Annotated in this window: 17 protein-coding genes, 1 pseudogene and 1 riboswitch; of the genes and pseudogenes, 5 read left to right on the top strand and 13 right to left on the bottom strand. The window is 72.7% G+C overall.

Going from position 1 to position 15290, the window contains the following annotated elements:
• Nucleotides 1–23: 23 nt before the first annotated feature.
• The 3 genes from ABZ385_RS06260 to ABZ385_RS06250 all read right to left on the bottom strand — a co-directional run bounded on the left by ABZ385_RS06260 (nt 24) and on the right by ABZ385_RS06250 (nt 4037).
• Entirely contained in the window at nt 24–449 is a 426-nt protein-coding gene (locus ABZ385_RS06260; RefSeq protein ID WP_358584668.1) for a GNAT family N-acetyltransferase, read from the bottom strand.
• A gap of 137 nt (nt 450–586) precedes the next feature.
• Nucleotides 587–3151 (bottom strand): ABC transporter permease, encoded by a 2565-nt coding sequence (locus ABZ385_RS06255; protein ID WP_358909956.1) that lies wholly within the window; start codon nt 3149–3151, stop codon nt 587–589.
• Between the two features lie 13 nt (nt 3152–3164).
• The gene (locus ABZ385_RS06250; protein ID WP_358909954.1) at nt 3165–4037 is read right to left on the bottom strand and encodes an ABC transporter ATP-binding protein; all 873 of its coding nucleotides are present in this window, start codon (nt 4035–4037) and stop codon (nt 3165–3167) included.
• Nucleotides 4038–4201: 164 nt separating this feature from the next.
• Between ABZ385_RS06250 and ABZ385_RS06245 the strand changes: the two genes are divergently transcribed.
• The gene (locus ABZ385_RS06245; RefSeq protein ID WP_358584674.1) at nt 4202–4501 is read left to right on the top strand and encodes an antitoxin; all 300 of its coding nucleotides are present in this window, start codon (nt 4202–4204) and stop codon (nt 4499–4501) included.
• A gap of 4 nt (nt 4502–4505) precedes the next feature.
• Entirely contained in the window at nt 4506–4877 is a 372-nt protein-coding gene (locus ABZ385_RS06240; protein ID WP_358584676.1) for a fic family toxin-antitoxin system, toxin component, read from the top strand.
• Nucleotides 4878–4914: 37 nt separating this feature from the next.
• On the opposite strand, the pseudogene ABZ385_RS06235 reads toward ABZ385_RS06240, so the two are convergent.
• The 4 genes and pseudogenes from ABZ385_RS06235 to bioB form a co-directional block, all read right to left on the bottom strand.
• Nucleotides 4915–5037, bottom strand: a pseudogene (locus ABZ385_RS06235) (SAM-dependent methyltransferase); the annotation flags it as partial.
• Between the two features lie 99 nt (nt 5038–5136).
• A complete protein-coding gene (bioD, locus tag ABZ385_RS06230; RefSeq protein ID WP_358909952.1) occupies nt 5137–5877 on the bottom strand; it encodes a dethiobiotin synthase in 741 nt (246 codons plus the stop codon).
• A 1-nt stretch (nt 5878) separates the two neighbouring features.
• Nucleotides 5879–7159 carry an adenosylmethionine--8-amino-7-oxononanoate transaminase gene (locus ABZ385_RS06225; RefSeq protein WP_358701116.1) on the bottom strand — a complete coding sequence of 427 codons (1281 nt, stop codon included), beginning with the start codon at nt 7157–7159 and terminating at the stop codon, nt 5879–5881.
• A complete protein-coding gene (bioB, locus tag ABZ385_RS06220; protein WP_358909950.1) occupies nt 7152–8372 on the bottom strand; it encodes a biotin synthase BioB in 1221 nt (406 codons plus the stop codon). Before bioB ends, ABZ385_RS06225 begins: the two co-directional genes overlap by 8 nt.
• A 120-nt stretch (nt 8373–8492) precedes the next feature.
• Here bioB and ABZ385_RS06215 point away from each other — a divergent pair, with 120 nt between their 5' ends.
• A complete protein-coding gene (locus ABZ385_RS06215; RefSeq protein ID WP_358909948.1) occupies nt 8493–9710 on the top strand; it encodes an 8-amino-7-oxononanoate synthase in 1218 nt (405 codons plus the stop codon).
• A gap of 34 nt (nt 9711–9744) precedes the next feature.
• Here ABZ385_RS06215 and ABZ385_RS06210 read toward each other — a convergent pair whose 3' ends face one another.
• Both ABZ385_RS06210 and ABZ385_RS06205 read right to left on the bottom strand, forming a co-directional pair.
• On the bottom strand, nt 9745–9969 hold the full coding sequence (locus ABZ385_RS06210; RefSeq protein WP_358589419.1) for a DUF397 domain-containing protein: 225 nt from the start codon (nt 9967–9969) through the stop codon (nt 9745–9747).
• 9 nt (nt 9970–9978) lie between these two features.
• A complete protein-coding gene (locus ABZ385_RS06205; protein WP_358698849.1) occupies nt 9979–10845 on the bottom strand; it encodes a helix-turn-helix transcriptional regulator in 867 nt (288 codons plus the stop codon).
• A 273-nt stretch (nt 10846–11118) separates the two neighbouring features.
• Between ABZ385_RS06205 and ABZ385_RS06200 the strand changes: the two genes are divergently transcribed.
• Nucleotides 11119–11571, top strand: a complete 453-nt coding sequence (locus tag ABZ385_RS06200; protein WP_358589417.1) for an ATP-binding protein — start codon at nt 11119–11121, stop codon at nt 11569–11571.
• Nucleotides 11572–11606: 35 nt separating this feature from the next.
• Here the strand turns inward: ABZ385_RS06200 and ABZ385_RS06195 are convergent, their stop codons facing one another.
• A complete protein-coding gene (locus ABZ385_RS06195) occupies nt 11607–12524 on the bottom strand; it encodes a LysR family transcriptional regulator (RefSeq protein ID WP_358909946.1) in 918 nt (305 codons plus the stop codon).
• Nucleotides 12525–12641: 117 nt separating this feature from the next.
• Between ABZ385_RS06195 and ABZ385_RS06190 the strand changes: the two genes are divergently transcribed.
• Nucleotides 12642–13259 (top strand): LysE family translocator, encoded by a 618-nt coding sequence (locus ABZ385_RS06190; protein ID WP_358909944.1) that lies wholly within the window; start codon nt 12642–12644, stop codon nt 13257–13259.
• A gap of 70 nt (nt 13260–13329) precedes the next feature.
• On the opposite strand, the gene ABZ385_RS06185 is transcribed toward ABZ385_RS06190, so the two are convergent.
• The 3 genes from ABZ385_RS06185 to ABZ385_RS06175 form a co-directional block, all read right to left on the bottom strand.
• Nucleotides 13330–13803 carry a C40 family peptidase gene (locus ABZ385_RS06185; protein WP_358589410.1) on the bottom strand — a complete coding sequence of 158 codons (474 nt, stop codon included), beginning with the start codon at nt 13801–13803 and terminating at the stop codon, nt 13330–13332.
• A 3-nt stretch (nt 13804–13806) separates the two neighbouring features.
• A riboswitch (cyclic di-AMP (ydaO/yuaA leader) is annotated at nt 13807–13983 on the bottom strand.
• A 342-nt stretch (nt 13984–14325) separates the two neighbouring features.
• A complete protein-coding gene (locus ABZ385_RS06180; protein WP_358589408.1) occupies nt 14326–14640 on the bottom strand; it encodes a hypothetical protein in 315 nt (104 codons plus the stop codon).
• Nucleotides 14641–14647: 7 nt separating this feature from the next.
• The gene (locus ABZ385_RS06175) at nt 14648–15283 is read right to left on the bottom strand and encodes an ATP-dependent Clp protease proteolytic subunit (RefSeq protein WP_358589406.1); all 636 of its coding nucleotides are present in this window, start codon (nt 15281–15283) and stop codon (nt 14648–14650) included.
• Nucleotides 15284–15290: the final 7 nt, after the last annotated feature.

Raw genomic sequence — 15290 nt, 5'->3', positions numbered from 1 at the left:
CCTGGGGTGCCGCATGGCGGTGCTCAGTCCGTGAGGGGCTTCACCCAGCGGCTCCACTGCGGCTCGGGGGCGTAGCCGGCCGCGCGCCAGGTGTGGTGGGCGAGTGCGTTGCCGTCCAGGACCATCGCGTCGCCGCGCCGCCCGCCGAGGCGCACGAACCGCTCCTCGGCGGCGGCCAGCAGCGCCGAGCCCACGCCTTGGCGGCGGTGCTCCGGGTGCACGGCGAGGCGGTAGAGGTGGCAGCGCCAGCCGTCGAAGCCCGCGATGACCGTGCCGGCGAGCTCCCCGCCGCGTTCGGCGAGGATCAGTGCCTCGGGGTCACGGGCCACGAGGCGCTCCACTCCGGTGCTGTCGTCACTGATGCTCGTGCCCTCGGCGGCCACCTTCCAGAAGGCGAGCACCGCGTCCAGGTCCTCGGGCGCGGCAGCCCGTATGCGCAGATCGTTCATGGCTCCATCTCATCATCGGCCCCGGGACGGCGGGCACGGCTTTCCAGGATGCGGACCGAGGCGTGCTCGGTGGCGTCCTGGTACCCCCTCGACCCCGGAACTCACGCGAAACAGACCCGCGCCCGCCCCCTCGCCCCTCACTCGTGCGCGATGGCCGCCAGCACGTTCATGCGGGAGGCCCGCAGCGCGGGCAGCAGCGCCGCCACCAGGCCCACGACCACGGAGCCGACCACCACCGCGACGATCGTCGTCCACGGGAAGGCGAGTTCCGCCATGCCCTGGAGGGCGAGCACCTGCTGCGCGGCGACGCCCCAGACGAGGCCCAGCGCGAGACCGAGCAGGGCGCCGAACACCGCGATCACCACCGACTCCAGGCGGATCATCCGACGCAGCTGGCGCCGCCCGAGCCCGATGGCACGCAGCAGCCCGATCTCGCGGGTGCGCTCCACGACCGACAGCGCGAGGGTGTTGACCACGCCCAGCACCGCGATGACGATCGCGAGGCCCAGCAGCGCGTAGACGAGGTAGAGCATGACGGCGATCTGCTGGCGGACCAGCTCCTTGTAGTCGGCCTGGTCACGCACCTGGACCTGCGGATACGGGTCGAGGGTCTTCTCCAGGCGTGCGCGCAGGGTGCCGGCGTCCGTGCCGGCGGCCGTGTTGACGTACACCGCGGAGTCCTGCCCGTCGGGCACGTACTTCTCGAGCGTGCCGAGCCCGAGGAACAGTCCTCCCTCCACGCCGAACCCCTCGGGCGAGCCCTGGTCGGTGAACGCCCCCACGGTCAGCTTCGCCTCGCGCCTGCCGGGGAACGTCGCCGTCAGCACGTCACCGACGCGCACCCGGTGTTTGTGCGCGAATTCCCTGTCCATGCCGAGGTGTCCGGGCGCCAGCGCGGCCCGCGAGTTCCCCGTCGTGTAGGTGACGTGGGCGATGTCGTCGAGCCGTGGGTCGTAGCCCGCCGCGGTCGACTCGACGTGCCTGCCGTCGGGCAGCGCCAGTTCCAGGGGGCTGAAGCGCTGGCGTACGACGAGGCCCGCGCCGTCGGTGTCCTCGATCTTCCCCGTGACCTCCGGCGAGAACGGCATGAAGTTGCTGTTCTGCACCACGAAGTCCGCGCCGAGCGTCTCGTCGATCCGCCGGTCGAACGACGCGGTCATCGACGCGCTCGCCACCGAGAGGCCGCCGACCAGCGCCAGCCCCACCATCAGGGCGGCCGCCGTGGCCCCCGTTCGCCGCGGATTGCGCAGCGCGTTGCGCTGGCTCATCCGGCCGACCGAACCGAACACGGCGGGGAAGGCGCCGCCCAGCACCCGGATCACCGGGCGCACAAGGAGAGGGCCCGCGACGACGGTCGCGACCAGGGTCAAGACGATGCCGAGCCCGAGGAAGGACGCCGCCGAGGACGTCCCGTCGGCGGCCGCGCAGCCGGCCAGCGCGGCGGCCCCGGCCACCCCGACCACGCAACCGGCCACCGCCCGCACCTTCAGCGGCCGCCCCACCCCGGCGATCTCGGCGTCCGCGAGCGCCGCCATCGGCGAGACGTGGGCGGCCCGGCGCGCCGGGAGGTACGCCGCGACGAAGGTGACGCCGACCCCGACGACGTACGAGGCCACAGGGGTCGCCCAGGTGACGACCATCTCCGTCGACTTGAGGTTCATCCCGAGCAGGCCCATCAGCTCGATGAGGCCGAGGGCCAGGCCGATGCCGGCGGCCAGCCCCAGTGTCGAGCCGAGCAGTCCGAGCAGCAGCGCCTCGATGAGCACGGAACGCCGCACCTGCCTGCGGTCGGCGCCCAGCGCGCGCAGCAGGCCCAGCTCCCGGGTGCGCTGCGCGATCAGCATCGAGAAGGTGTTGACGATGAGGAAGACGCCCACGAGCACCGCGACCCCGGCGAAGCCGAGCATCACGTACTTGACGACGTCCAGGAAGCCGCCGAGCGAGGCGGCGGCGGAGTCGGCGTGCTCGTCGGCGGTCTCCAGCTCATAGCCCGAGCCGATCTCGGCGGCGATCCTGCGCTTGAGGACGTCGTCGTCGACGCCCTCGGCGGCGGTCACCGAGACGCTCGTCGCCGTGTCCGCCGTGCCGAGGAGCCGGCGTTGGGCCGTCGGGGTGTCCAGGAAGACGAGGGCGGCGCCCGGGTTGGTGGTGGTGAAGGTGGCGATGCCGACGACCTCGACCTCGAACGAGCCGGGGCGGGCGAGGATCGTGAGGGTGTCGCCGATCCCGACGCCCTTCCGGTCGGCCGTGTCCGCGTCGAGCATCGCCTGGCCGGCGCCGCGCGGGGCATGGCCCGAGGTCAGCTCCACGGGGCTGCGGTCGGTGGGGTACCAGTTGGTGGCGACGGTCGGCGCGCCGGTGGTCGAGCCCACCGATTCGTTGTCGCGGTCGACGACGGTGACGTTCTGGACGGACACGTCGATGTGGGCGTCCGCGACACCGCTGACCTTCGCGACCTTCTCCTTCAGGCCGGCCGGGACGGTCGGCGTCCGCCCGGAGGGCAGCGCCTCTTCGAGTTCGTCCTTCGGCGCGACCATCACGTCCGCCGACGTGGAGGCGAACAGCCGGTCGAAGGTACGGCTCACCGTGTCCGAGAAGATCAGGCTGCCCGCCACGAACGCGACCGACAGGATCACGGCCAGCGCGGACAGCACGAGCCGGCCCTTGTGGGCGAGGAAGCTTCTGAGCGTCGCCTTCAGCATCGCGTCCCCCGCCTCAACTCGGCCCGGACGAACCGTCGGTGGGCGCCTGCCGGGCGGCTCTGTCGTGCGCCGCGCGACTTCGCCGGCCGCCGAGGGGATCGGGCGCCTTCGCGTGCAGGGTGTCGAACCGCTTCATGCGTTCGAGCACGGCGTCGGCCGTCGGCCGCTCCATGTCGTCCACGATCCGCCCGTCGCCGAGGAAGAGCACCAGATCGGAGTGGGCCGCGGCGCCCGGGTCGTGCGTCACCATGACGACGGTCTGCCCGAGCTGGTCGACCGCCTCGCGCAGGAAGCCGAGGACCTCCAGACCGGCCCGCGAGTCGAGGTTGCCCGTCGGCTCGTCGGCGAAGATCAGCTCGGGCTTCGACGCCAGCGCCCGCGCGCAGGCCACCCGCTGCTGCTGCCCCCCGGACAGCTGCGCGGGGCGGTGCCGCAGCCGGTCGCGCAGACCCAGCGTGTCGATCACGTGCTCCAGCCACTGCCGGTCGGGCCGCTGCCCCGCGATGTCCATCGGGAGCGTCATGTTCTCCAGCGCGTCGAGCGTGGGAATGAGGTTGAACGACTGGAACATGAAGCCGACGCGGTCGCGCCGCAGCCGCGTCAGCTCCCGCTCCTTGAGCCCGGTGATCTCCGTGTCGCCGAGCCAGACCTGGCCCGCCGAGACGCTGTCGAGCCCGGCCAGGCAGTGCATCAGCGTGGACTTGCCCGAACCCGAGGGGCCCATGACGGCGGTGAAACGCTCGCGCGCGATGTCCACGTCGACCGAGTCGAGAGCGAGCACGGTCGTCTCGCCCGAGCCGTACGCCTTCGTCAGAGAGCGGGCGCGCGCGGCGGTCCCGGCGGGGCCCGAGCGGCCGGTGGACGGTGCCGAAGCAGGTGTGGACAAGGCCGCCTCCTGGGTTGTGCCCGTGCCAACTCCCTTGATTTCGCAGAGAGTAGTGGGACGGACCGGCCTCACGGTATCCCTCCGGGGTCGGGGTCCGAGACGGTTGTAGGGAGCATGGTCCCGGCGCCCTTGTCGCGCTAGCACCCCGGCGCTAGCGTGAAGGCATGGCGAAGACTCAGCTGAACGTGCGGGTGGACGAGGACACCGCCCGGGCCGCGCGCGAGCGCGCCCTGGCCCGAGGCATGAGCGTGAACCGCTACATAGAGGAACTCGTGAAACAGGACGCCGGTGAGATCGGGCACACGTTCGTCGAGGCGGCGGCCGATTTCATGAAGCAGTACGAATCCGTCTTCGCGGAGGAGTTCGGCGCCGAGCGTGAGGGCACCAGGCCGCTCCGCGAGCCCGTCCGCCCCGTGCGCACGCTCCAGGAGAGCGCGCGGCCGTTCGGTGAAGGTCGACGTTGAGCCGTTGAACGTCAGAATCGATCTTGCCTGGCTGCTGATGATCGCCGAACACAAGACGCCCGGAGACCCCCAGGTCACCGACTGGGGCGCCCTCGTCGCCGCCCTCAGCCGGTACGAGGCGGAGATATTCGGCACACCCGTCTACGAGACCCCGCACGACCGGGCCGCGGCACTCCTCCAAGTACTGCTCCACATCCCCGCGTTGGAACGCTCCAACGCCCTCTTCGCCTCCTCCGTCGCCTACGCCTACCTCGTCTCCAGCGGCCTGAAGGTCGTCACCTCGCCCGAGCAGGTGCGCGACCTCGCCCGGCTGGTGAAGGAGGAGGGCGCGAGCGTGCACGCGATCGCGGAGCGGCTGCGCCAGTGGAGCCTGTGACCCGCCCTCCCGCGGGCGCTCCGCCCCGCCCCGGACGTCAGGAGTCCGCCGGGCGGCGCGCCGTGCCGAGCACGCAGTACGAGGTGGGCAGGCGCGGCCCCTTCGCGGGCACCAGGACAGGGCGGTAGGCGCCCAGTTCGAAACCCGCCTCGCGCAGGGCACCATTCCCGTCCGCGACGGCGAGTCCCCGCGGACCTCAGGGTGCCCCCGGCCCCGGCCGACCGACACCGGCTCGACCAGGCCCGGGGCCGCCGACGTCTCAGCTCGCCGCCGCGCCCGCCCCCGGCCCCTCACGGCGGGTGAAGGACTCCGCGTCCCACGTGCCGCCCAGCGCGGGGCCGAGCCAGTTCGGTGCCGAGGTGCGGAAGGAGGGGCCGGTCAGGGAGCCGGCGCCCTCCGGGACCGCGCCCAGCAGCGGCACGGTCGCCGACGCGGGGAGGTCCGCGAGGTTGCAGCGGGACGCCAGGTCGGGGTCCGTCGGCCAACTGCCGATGACGACACCCAGGCTCTCCACACCGCGCGCCCGCAGCGCCTCCGCCGTCAGCGTCGTCGTGTTCAGCGTGCCGAGGCCCGCCGTCGTGACCACCAGGACCGGCGCGCCGAGCAGCCTCGCCGCGTCGGCCAGCGTGCCGCCCTCGTCGTCGAGGCGGACGAGCAGCCCGCCCGCCCCCTCGACCAGGACCAGGTCGTACTCGGTGGCCAGCTTCGCCGCGGCGTCCGCCACGTCGTGCGGGCGCACCGGAGCCATCCCGGCCCGCCGCGCCGCGGTGTTCGGCGCCAAGGGCTCGGGGAAACGGGCGAGTTCGAGCGTGGTGACGCCCTCGCCCGCGAGCCGTGTCACCTCTTGGGCGTCGCCGGGCTCGCCGGGCCCGACCCCGGTCTGCGCGGGCTTGAGCACGGCGACTTGGCGCCCCGCGGCCAGCGCGACCGCGGCCACCGCCGCCGTCGTCACCGTCTTGCCGATCTCCGTGCCCGTCCCGGACACCACGATCACCGTCATGTCAGCCCTCCCTGGCCGCCGCGCACACCGCGCGGGCGATCCGTGCCACGTCGTCGTCGCCGGTGATGAACGGCGGCATCGTGTAGATCAGGTCGCGGAACGGCCGCAGCCACACGCCTTCGCGCACCGCGGCCCGTGTCGCCGCCCGCATGTCCACCGCGTGGTCCAGCTGGACGACACCGATCGCCCCGAGGACCCGTACGTCCGCCACCGAGGGGTGCTCGGCGACCTCGGCCAGGCCCTCTCGCAGGCCCGACTCGATGCGCTTGACCTCGCTCTGCCAGTCCTGCCCGAGGAGCAGGTCGATCGAGGCCCCCGCCACCGCGGCGGCCAGCGGGTTGCCCATGAACGTCGGCCCGTGCGCCAGGACCGGCACCTCGCCCCGCGAGATGCCGTCCGCCACCCGCGGGGTGCACAGCGTCGCCGCCAACGACAGATAGCCGCCGGTCAGCGCCTTGCCCACGCACATCACATCGGGCGTGACACTCGCGTGGTCCGCCGCGAACAGCGCGCCCGTACGGCCGAAGCCCGTCGCGATCTCGTCGAACACCAGCAGCACGTCGTGCGCGTCGCACGCCTCGCGCAGCACCCGCAGATAGGCCGGGGAGTGGAACCGCATCCCGCCCGCGCCCTGCACCACGGGCTCGACGATCACGGCCGCCAGTTCATGGGCATGCCGCCCGATCATGTCGTGCAGGTGCGCCGCGTACGTCTCCTCGTACGCCGACGGCGGCGCGTCCGCGAACACCTGGCGGGGCAGGACGCCCTGCCAGAGCTCGTGCATGCCGCCCTCGGGGTCGCAGACGGCCATCGGCTGCCAGGTGTCCCCGTGGTAGCCGCCGCGCCAGGTCAGCACGCGCTGCTTCGCCGGCCGGCCGAGGGAACGCCAGTGCTGGAGGCACATCTTCAGGGCGACCTCGACCGCGACGGAGCCGGAGTCGCAGAGGAAGACGTGCTCCAGGCCCTCGGGAGACATGTCGACAAGGCGCTTGGCGAGCAGGACGGCGGGCTCGTGCGTGAGCCCGCCGAACATGACGTGGCTCATGCGCTCCAGCTGGCCGCGCACCGCGTCGTTGAGCACGGGGTGGTGGTAGCCGTGGATCGCCGACCACCAGGACGACATGCCGTCGACCAGCTCGGTCCCGCCGTCCGCGAGGCGCAGGCGGATGCCGCTCGCGGACTCGACGACCAGGGGCTCCTGACGGCCCGGCATCGGCCCGTAGGGGTGCCAGACGTGCTGCCGGTCGAGGGCGAGCAGCTCCGACGTGGTCAGGTCAGGCATTGGGCGCCAGGTCCGTCCCCGCGCCCCGGCGGCGTACCGCCACCAGATCCGTGCGCACCCCGCCCGGCTCGGCGACCGGCTCGGGAGCCGGCTGCGCCACCTCACCGGTCGCGGGCTCGGCGGACCCGCAGGGACCGCAGCCGCCCCCATGGGAACCGCAGCCGCCGCCCTCGTGGGACCCGCACCCCGCCGCGTCCGCGACGGCGTCCGACCGGTGCTTCGGCAGCGTCACTTCGCCCGCACCCTCGACCTCGAAACCGGCGTCCGCGATCATGTCCAGGTCCGTCTTGCCCGCCTGCCCCTCGCTGGTGAGGTAGTCGCCCAGGAAGATCGAGTTGGCGAGGTGCAGGGCGAGCGGCTGCATCGAGCGCAGATGGACCTCGCGGCCGCCCGCGATGCGCACCTCCACGTCCGGGCACACGAAGCGGACCATCGCGAGGATGCGCAGACAGCGCTGCGGCGTCAGGTGCCACTCCTTGGCCAGCGGGGTGCCCTCCATCGGGATGAGGAAGTTCACCGGCACCGAGTCCGGGTCCAGCTCGCGCAGCGAGAAGACCACGTCCACCAGGTCCTCGTCGCTCTCGCCCATGCCCGCGATCAGCCCCGAGCAGGCGGACAGGCCCGCCGCGTGCGCCTTGCGCACGGTGTCCACGCGGTCGGCGTAGGTGTGCGTCTTCGTGATGTCCGCGTACGTCGCCTCGGACGTGTTGAGGTTGTGGTTGTAGGCGTCCGCCCCCGCGCCCCGCAGCCGCTCGGCCTGACCGTCCGAGAGCAGGCCGAGGCACGCGCACACCTCGACGCCCTCGTTCTCTTCCTTGACGGCCGCGATGGTCTGCGCCACCCGGTCCACGTCCCGGTCGGTGGGCCCGCGCCCGCTGGCCACCAGGCAGACCCGCTTGGCGCCGCCCGCGACCCCGGCCGCCGCGGCCCGCGAGGCCTCGTCCGGCTTCAGCCAGGTGTACTTGAGGATCTCGGCCTTCGACCCGAGCCGCTGCGAGCAGTACGAGCAGTCCTCGGGGCACAGCCCCGACTTGAGGTTGACCAGATAGTTGAGTTTCACCCGTCGCCCGAACCACTGCCGGCGCACCTTGCCGGCGGCGGCCACTACGTCCAGGAGATCGTCGTCGGAGGTGGCCAGCACGGCCAGCGCCTCTTCGCGGGTCGGCAGTTCGCGCCGAAGCCCCTTGTCCACCAGCGTGTTCAGCAGATCCATGGCGCTGATCCTTACCCACGGCAGGCTCCCCGGCCAAGGAGAGTTCACACAACAGAACCGGTTTGAGGTGTGGGTATTGCCACATACTGGCCAGGTGGCAGGACGGCTAGGGTCTGTGCAATGTCTACAAACAGGCACTCTGTGCCGGGCCCGTCGAGTGCGCCCGGACCCGCCCGCCCGCCGCACTCCGGGCCCCCGCAGCGCTCGCCGTTCGACTGGCTCGACGAGCAGGCCAGGCTGCGCGCCGAGGCCGGGCTCGTGCGCGCCTTGCGGCCGCGCGCCGCCGACGCCGGCGGCCTGCTCGACCTGGCGAGCAACGACTATCTGGGCCTGACCCGGCACCCCGAGATCATCGAGGGCGCCGCGGCGGCGGCCAGGCGGTGGGGCGGCGGCGCCACCGGCTCCCGGCTCGTCACCGGATCCACGCAGCTCCACGCCGAGCTGGAGCGGGAACTCGCCGCGTTCTGCGGCTTCGAGGCGGCGCTCGTGCTCTCCTCGGGCTACGCGGCGAACCTCGCGGCGGTCACCGCGCTCGCCCCGCACGGCTCCCTCATCGTCTCCGACGCGAGCAACCACGCCTCCTTGATCGACGGCTGCCGGCTCGCGCGCGGCGTGACGCAGGTGGTGCCGCACGCCGATCCGGCGGCGGTGCGCAAGACCCTGGGCACCCACGACGGACCCGCCGTCATGGTGTCGGACTCGGTGTTCTCGGTGGACGGCGACGCCGCGCCGCTGGCCGAACTGGCCGCCGTGTGCCGGCAGGCGGGCGCGGGGCTCATCGTCGACGACGCCCACGGACTCGGTGTCCTCGGCGACGGCGGCCGGGGCGCCCCGCACGCCGCGGGCCTCGCGGGGGCCGCCGACACGGTGGTCACCCTCACCCTCTCGAAGTCCTTCGGCAGCCAGGGCGGCGCCGTGCTCGGCCCCGCCAAGGTCATCGAGCACCTGGTGAACGCCGCGCGGACGTTCATCTTCGACACGGGGCTCGCGCCCGCCGCGGCGGGCGCGGCGCTCGCGGCCCTGCGGCTGCTGCGCCGGGAGCCCGAACGTGCGGCGCGGGCCCGACACGTCGCCGCGGAGCTGCACGCGCGCCTCACGGCCGAAGGGCTGTCGGCGGTACGTCCCGACGCCGCCGTCGTCTCCGTGCGCGCGCCGTCCCCCGAGTCGGCCGTGCGCTGGGCCGCCGACTGCCGGGCGGCGGGTCTGGCGGTCGGCTGCTTCCGGCCGCCGTCGGTGCCGGACGGTGTCTCCCGGCTGCGGCTGACCGCCCGCGCGGACCTCACCGACGCACAGATCGCCGAGGCCGTACGAGTGATCAGCCGCACCGCTCCCAGGTGAGCGGAAGCCGGCCCACTGCGCGGCCGGCCCCCTCTCACCGGAGGCTGTCGACGAACGTCTCCCAGGGGCCGGGGGAGAAGAGCAGGGCGGGCCCCGCGGTGTTCTTCGAGTCGCGCACGGCCAGCAGGGCGGCCGGTGTGCCGGAGTCGAGCGTGGCCGTCTCGACGCAGTTGTTCGTTCCGTTGCTGCGGCTGCTGCGCCGCCACCGCGCGCCCTTGAGGGTCGTGCTTGAAGGTACGTACCGAGGCAGTGCGGTCATGGTGCCTCCTTACGCGCCGTCGCTTAGCCCGGCGATGAATTCCTTTGAGTCCTCGGGTGAAAGCGCCTGTTCCTGAAGGGAGTTGAAGGCCTCCGTGTACGCCTGGAGGTCGTCCTTCCCCTCCAGATAGAGGCTACTCGTCAAGTGGTCGAGAACGACCACATCCAGATCAGCAATGCTCGGAAATGACAAAATAACGAAAGGTCCGATGAGCCCCGCATGCTCGCCGCGACCGAACGGCAGCACCTGGAGACGCACCTGGGGCAACAGCGCCACCTCCCGTAACCGTGCGAGCTGTTGTGCGAAGACCAGCGGCCCGCCCACGGGACGGCGCAAAACCGCCTCGTCCACGATCGCGCTCAGGCGCAGCGGCGGCTGGGCGCGCAGCACCTCCTGACGGGCCAGGCGCACCTCCACCAGGGCGTCGACCTGCGGCTCGGGCAGCTTGCCGAGCGCGGCCCGGGTCACCGCGCGCGCGTACGCGGGAGTCTGCAGCAGCCCGGGCACCACGGAGGTCTCCAGCGTGCGCACCCAGCCCGCCTGGGCCTCGAGGCTGATGAAGTCGCGGTAGGTGGCGGGCAGCAGGTCACGATAGGCCCGCCACCAGTGGTGACGTCCGGCCGTGCCCTGGTCGTCGGTCCCGGCCAGTGCCACGAGCAGCTCGCACAGACGGCGGTCCGCCACCTCGTAGGCCTCCAGCAGGAGGCGCACGTCCCCGGCCCTCACACCGCTGCGGCCCGTCTCGATCCGGCTCACCTTCGACTGGTGCCAGCCGACCTCGGCGGCGGCCTGGCTGCTGGTCAGTCCCGCGGCGGCGCGTAGTGTACGCAGTTCGGCGCCGAGCCGGCGGCGGCGCACCGCGGGGCCGTACTGCATGTCCGTCTCCTTCGGGACCGGGCCGTCGGATTCCCGGCGGCGGAGCGGGGGACAGGGGCGACAGTAGAGGAAGCACGGTCCCGGCGGCCAAATACGGTCGGCCGTAGCAGAGTTCACCGCTTCGAGCGACAGATATATGCACATCTCGGTGGATCGCCACCCGGGACCGGTCAAGGAGTGGGAGGCTGGCGCGAAGCACCGGTCCGGGGCCGTCCTCGAGTCATCCGCTCCGAGTCGTAGGACCGACCCCGGTGGGAAAGGGACAGCGTCGCCATGGCAGACCATCAGGAAGCATCCGTCACTCTGCCGAGCGATCCCGCCTCGGTCTCCGCCGCCCGCACCTACGTGGCGAAGGTCCTCACGGAATGGGGCCTGCCGGAGGGTGCCGAGGTGGGGGACACCATCCGGCTCATCGTCTCCGAACTCGCCACCAACGCCGTGCAGCACACCCTCGGCCAGTCCCCGACCTTCACCGTGGACGTCCGGCTCGACCGGGACGAGCAGCTGCGGATCGGTGTCACCGACAGCCATCCGCGCCATCCGCGGCGGCTGCCCGCGGCCGTCCAGCAGGACAACGGCCGGGGCATGGTCATCATTCGCTGGCTGACCGCCGAGTGCGGCGGCAGGCTCTCGGTCAGCCCCACCGAGGAGGGCGGCAAGACCGTGTGGATCGCCCTGCCCTGGACCCTCCCCGCCCAGCACCGGCACCGCGACGCGGCGCACTGAGCGCGCGAGCCGGCCCGGCGCCGCGCGCGAAGGACTCAGCCCGTGCCCGCCGACCGCCCGAAGGCGCCCCGCAGCAGCGCCCGGAAGGAGTCCGCCGCGGCGTTCGACTCGTCGGCCCGGTGGACGACGGAGATGGTCCGCCGCAGATCACCCGGGTCGAGGAGCCGCATGCCGACGGGCGTCGCGGCGGTGCGCGCCACCATCTCCGGCACCACGGCCACCCCGAGCCCCGCGCTGACCAGGGCGCAGACCAGGGCGTAGCCCGGCGTCCCGACCACCACGGCGGGCGTCGCCCCGGCCCGGGCGAGGGCCCGCTCCACGGCCCGTCGCGGCGGATGGTCGGGGGCCATGCTGATCAACGGCTGCCCGGCCAGTGCCGACGGCGGCAGGCGGGACGTGCCGCTCGTCAGGGCGTGCCCCGGCTGGGTCACCAGGACCAGCTCCTCCACGAGCACCGGCTCGGCCGACACGGCGGCGGGCAGCGGCACCGGGTCGGCGGGCTCGTACGCGTGGGTGAGGGCCAGATCGACCTCACCCGACGCGACCGCCTCGACGCCGGAGGGCGGTTCGTGCGCCGTCACCGTCAGTTCCACCGCCGGGTGGGCCCTGCGGAAGGCGGTCAGGACCGGCGGCAGCAGATGGATGCCCGCCGTCTGGAAGGTGCCCACGCGCAGCCGCCCGCCGGACAGCCCGGCGAGCCGGGCCAGTTCGTGCCGGGCCCGCTCCAACTCGTCGAGCACCCGGCGGGCGTGCCCCACCAGCAGCTCGCCGGCGCCGGTCAGCCGGGCCCCGCGGTGATGGCGCACGAGCAGCGCGCTGCCCGTCTCCCGCTCCAGCTTGGCCAGCTGCTGGGAGAGCGCGGGCACGGTGTAGCCGAGGCGCTCGGCGGCCCGGGTGATCGAACCCGCCTCGGAGACCGCGACGAGCGCGGCGAGCCGCGTGGGGTCGTACACGGGGACACCCTCTCTGCGCCGCGCGTCGAACGCGCCCACGGGGTAAACGTCTGCTTAAGGCAGACCCAGGATATTGCACATACCCGTTGAAGGCCCGCGCACGGCAGGCTGGCCGGCATGGACGCACAACTGGTCGCCTTCACGGGAGTCGCCGCGGGCATGGTCGCCGTGCCGGGCGCCGACTTCACCGTCGTCGTACGCAATGCCCTCGTCTCGCGGCGTACGGGGGTGGCCTGCGCGATGGGGGTCGCCGCGGGCCTCTTGGTGCACACGGCGCTGGCGGTCACGGGTGTGGCGGCGGTGCTCGCGGCGGCGCCCGCGCTCTTCAGGGCGCTGCAGCTCGTCGGCGCCTGCTACGTGCTGTACCTCGCCGCGCGCGCCCTGCGGTCGGCCTTGCGGGCGTGCATCGGGGTGGGCGACGAGCCGGTGGTGCGGGGCGGTGGTCTGCGCGAGGGGTTCCTCACCAACGCGCTGAACCCGAAGGCGGCCATCACCTTCCTGAGCGTGCTGCCGCAGTTCGTGCCCGACGGAAGTCCGGTGCTGCCGAGAACGCTGCTGCTCGGGGCCGTCGTCGTGGTGTTCGCCCTGCTGTGGTTCCCCGTCGTGGCGCTCCTGGTGGACCGGCTCGGCCCGTGGCTGCGCAGGCCGCGGGTCGCCCGTGCGGTCGAGGGCGTCACCGGCGCCGCTCTCGGCGCCCTGGGTCTCGTGCTCCTCCTCGAACCGCTCCTCGCGTGAGGACCGCGGCGTGCGCACCGAGCACCGGGGGAGTGCTCGGGGCGCGTGCGGACGTGCCGGCCGGGTGAGGTCAGCGCACCCGGCCGTACCAGACGCTGCCGGACCAGATCTTCTCCAGGCGCACCACGGCCCCCTTCTTCGGCGCGTGCCAGATACGGCCGTTACCGGCGTAGATCCCGACGTGGTAGACGTTGCGGCCCGAGTGGAAGAACACGAGGTCGCCCCGCGTGCGCTGGGACTTCGCGATGTGCCGGGTCTTGTTGTACTGCGCGGCGGCGGTGCGCGGCAGCTTCTTGCCCGTGCGCTTGAACGAGTACAGCGTCAGGCCCGAGCAGTCGAACCGGTGCGGCCCCACGGCCCCGTAGCTGTACGGGGCGCCCTTCTTGGACGCCGCGATCTTGAGCGCCTTCGTCCCGTGAGTGGCGGCCTCGGCCTCGGATGTGAGCCCAGGGGCCACGACGGTGCCGCCCACGACGGCGAGCGTGAGAGCCGAAGCGGCTCCCGCCCGACTGAGCAGCGGCGGAACGTGATTCAGCGCGGTCATGCGTAACCCTTCGTCAGCCGCCTGTGAAGGATGACCTGTCGGGTTCGGGCAGGCGAAGATGCCCGGCCGCGTCGTGCTCTGCGGCTTCACCCCAAGGGCGTCGTCCGGACCTTCCGGACGGGCCCGCCATGCTTGGGTCCTCCACTCCTGCCGGTGCACCGATGTCGACCGGTCATCCGGGCGGCGGCAGGACTCGGCGTCCGCCCGGATCGCCCCGCCGCTGTGGCGGGGGCTTGTCGTCGGAAGGGATCTTGACCCGAAAAGGGTTCGAAAACCGAGCCGAAACGGTGTTTTGTGAACCTACTCACGACTGACCTGTTCGAGTGGACACGGTGAAAATCACCCCCTGGCCGCCGGGTCCGAGGGCGGTTCGACCAGCAGCGGAAGGGTTCATTCCGCCCTCTTGGCGCGCGTCGGGCGCAACTCCCGACCGCACGACAAAGGACGCCCGCGTACGCCGACCGGGGTAGCCCGTCTGGTCCGTTTCGAAAGGGAGCCGGACGTTCCGAAGAGCGGAAGGGCTCATTCGCCCTGACGCGGGGCCGGCGGCAGGCCCACCCGGCCGGCCCGCCGCTCGCCGTCGAGGACGCGTAACGCCTGGGCGAGCGTGGCGGCGTGCACCTCGCTCTCCCCGCGCTGGTGCATGAGCGTCAGCGCCTCCAGCAGGGCGTTCGCCCGGCCCACCAGCGCCTGGGCGGCGCGCAGCCCGCCGTAGGTGTGTTCCGCGCGGGCGGGATTGATCTTACCGAGCAGGTCGACGACTTCGAGGTAACGGTCGACCAGGTCCGCCTCGGCCCGGGTCAGTGCGGGCAGCGGGGGGAGTTCGGGGGGAAGCATCCTCGGATCACCTCGCGTCGCGCGCGGCGAGCGAGGACTTGCGGGACGGGATGATCCGGTCCACGAGTCCGTACTCCACTGCGGCCGGGGCGTCGAGGATCTTGTCCCGCTCGATGTCCGCGGCGATCCGCTCCTTGCTCTGTCCCGTGTGCCGCGCCAGCAGGTCCTCGAGGAGCTCCCGGGTGCGCAGCATCTCGTCGGCCTGGATCACCAGATCGCTGGCCTGGCCCCGCACCGGCTCCGTCATGGCGGGCTGGCGGATCAGCAATCGCGCCCCCGGCAGCATGTACCGCTTGCCGGGCGTGCCCGCCGCCAGGAGTACGGCGGCGGCCGAGGAGGCCTGCCCGAGGCAGGTGGTCTCCACGTCGCAGGTGACGAACTGCATGGTGTCGTAGATCGCGGTCATCGCGGTCAGCGAGCCGCCCGGGGAGTTGATGTAGAGCGAGATGTCACGGTCCGGCGCCACGTGTTCCAGGTGCATGAACTGCGCCATGACGTCGTTCGCCGAGGTGTCGTCCACGGGAGTGCCGAGGAAGACGATGCGCTCGTCGAGGAGTCGTGAGTACGGATCCATGGTCCGCGTCCCCGAGCTGGTGCGCTCGGTGAACTGGGGCAGGACGTAACGGGCGGACGGACGGTTCATGGCGCGC

The organism is Streptomyces sp. NPDC005898 (genome assembly GCF_040629635.1).
In the GTDB taxonomy this organism is placed as follows: domain Bacteria; phylum Actinomycetota; class Actinomycetes; order Streptomycetales; family Streptomycetaceae; genus Streptomyces.
This window is presented reverse-complemented; position numbering and strand designations above follow the sequence as displayed.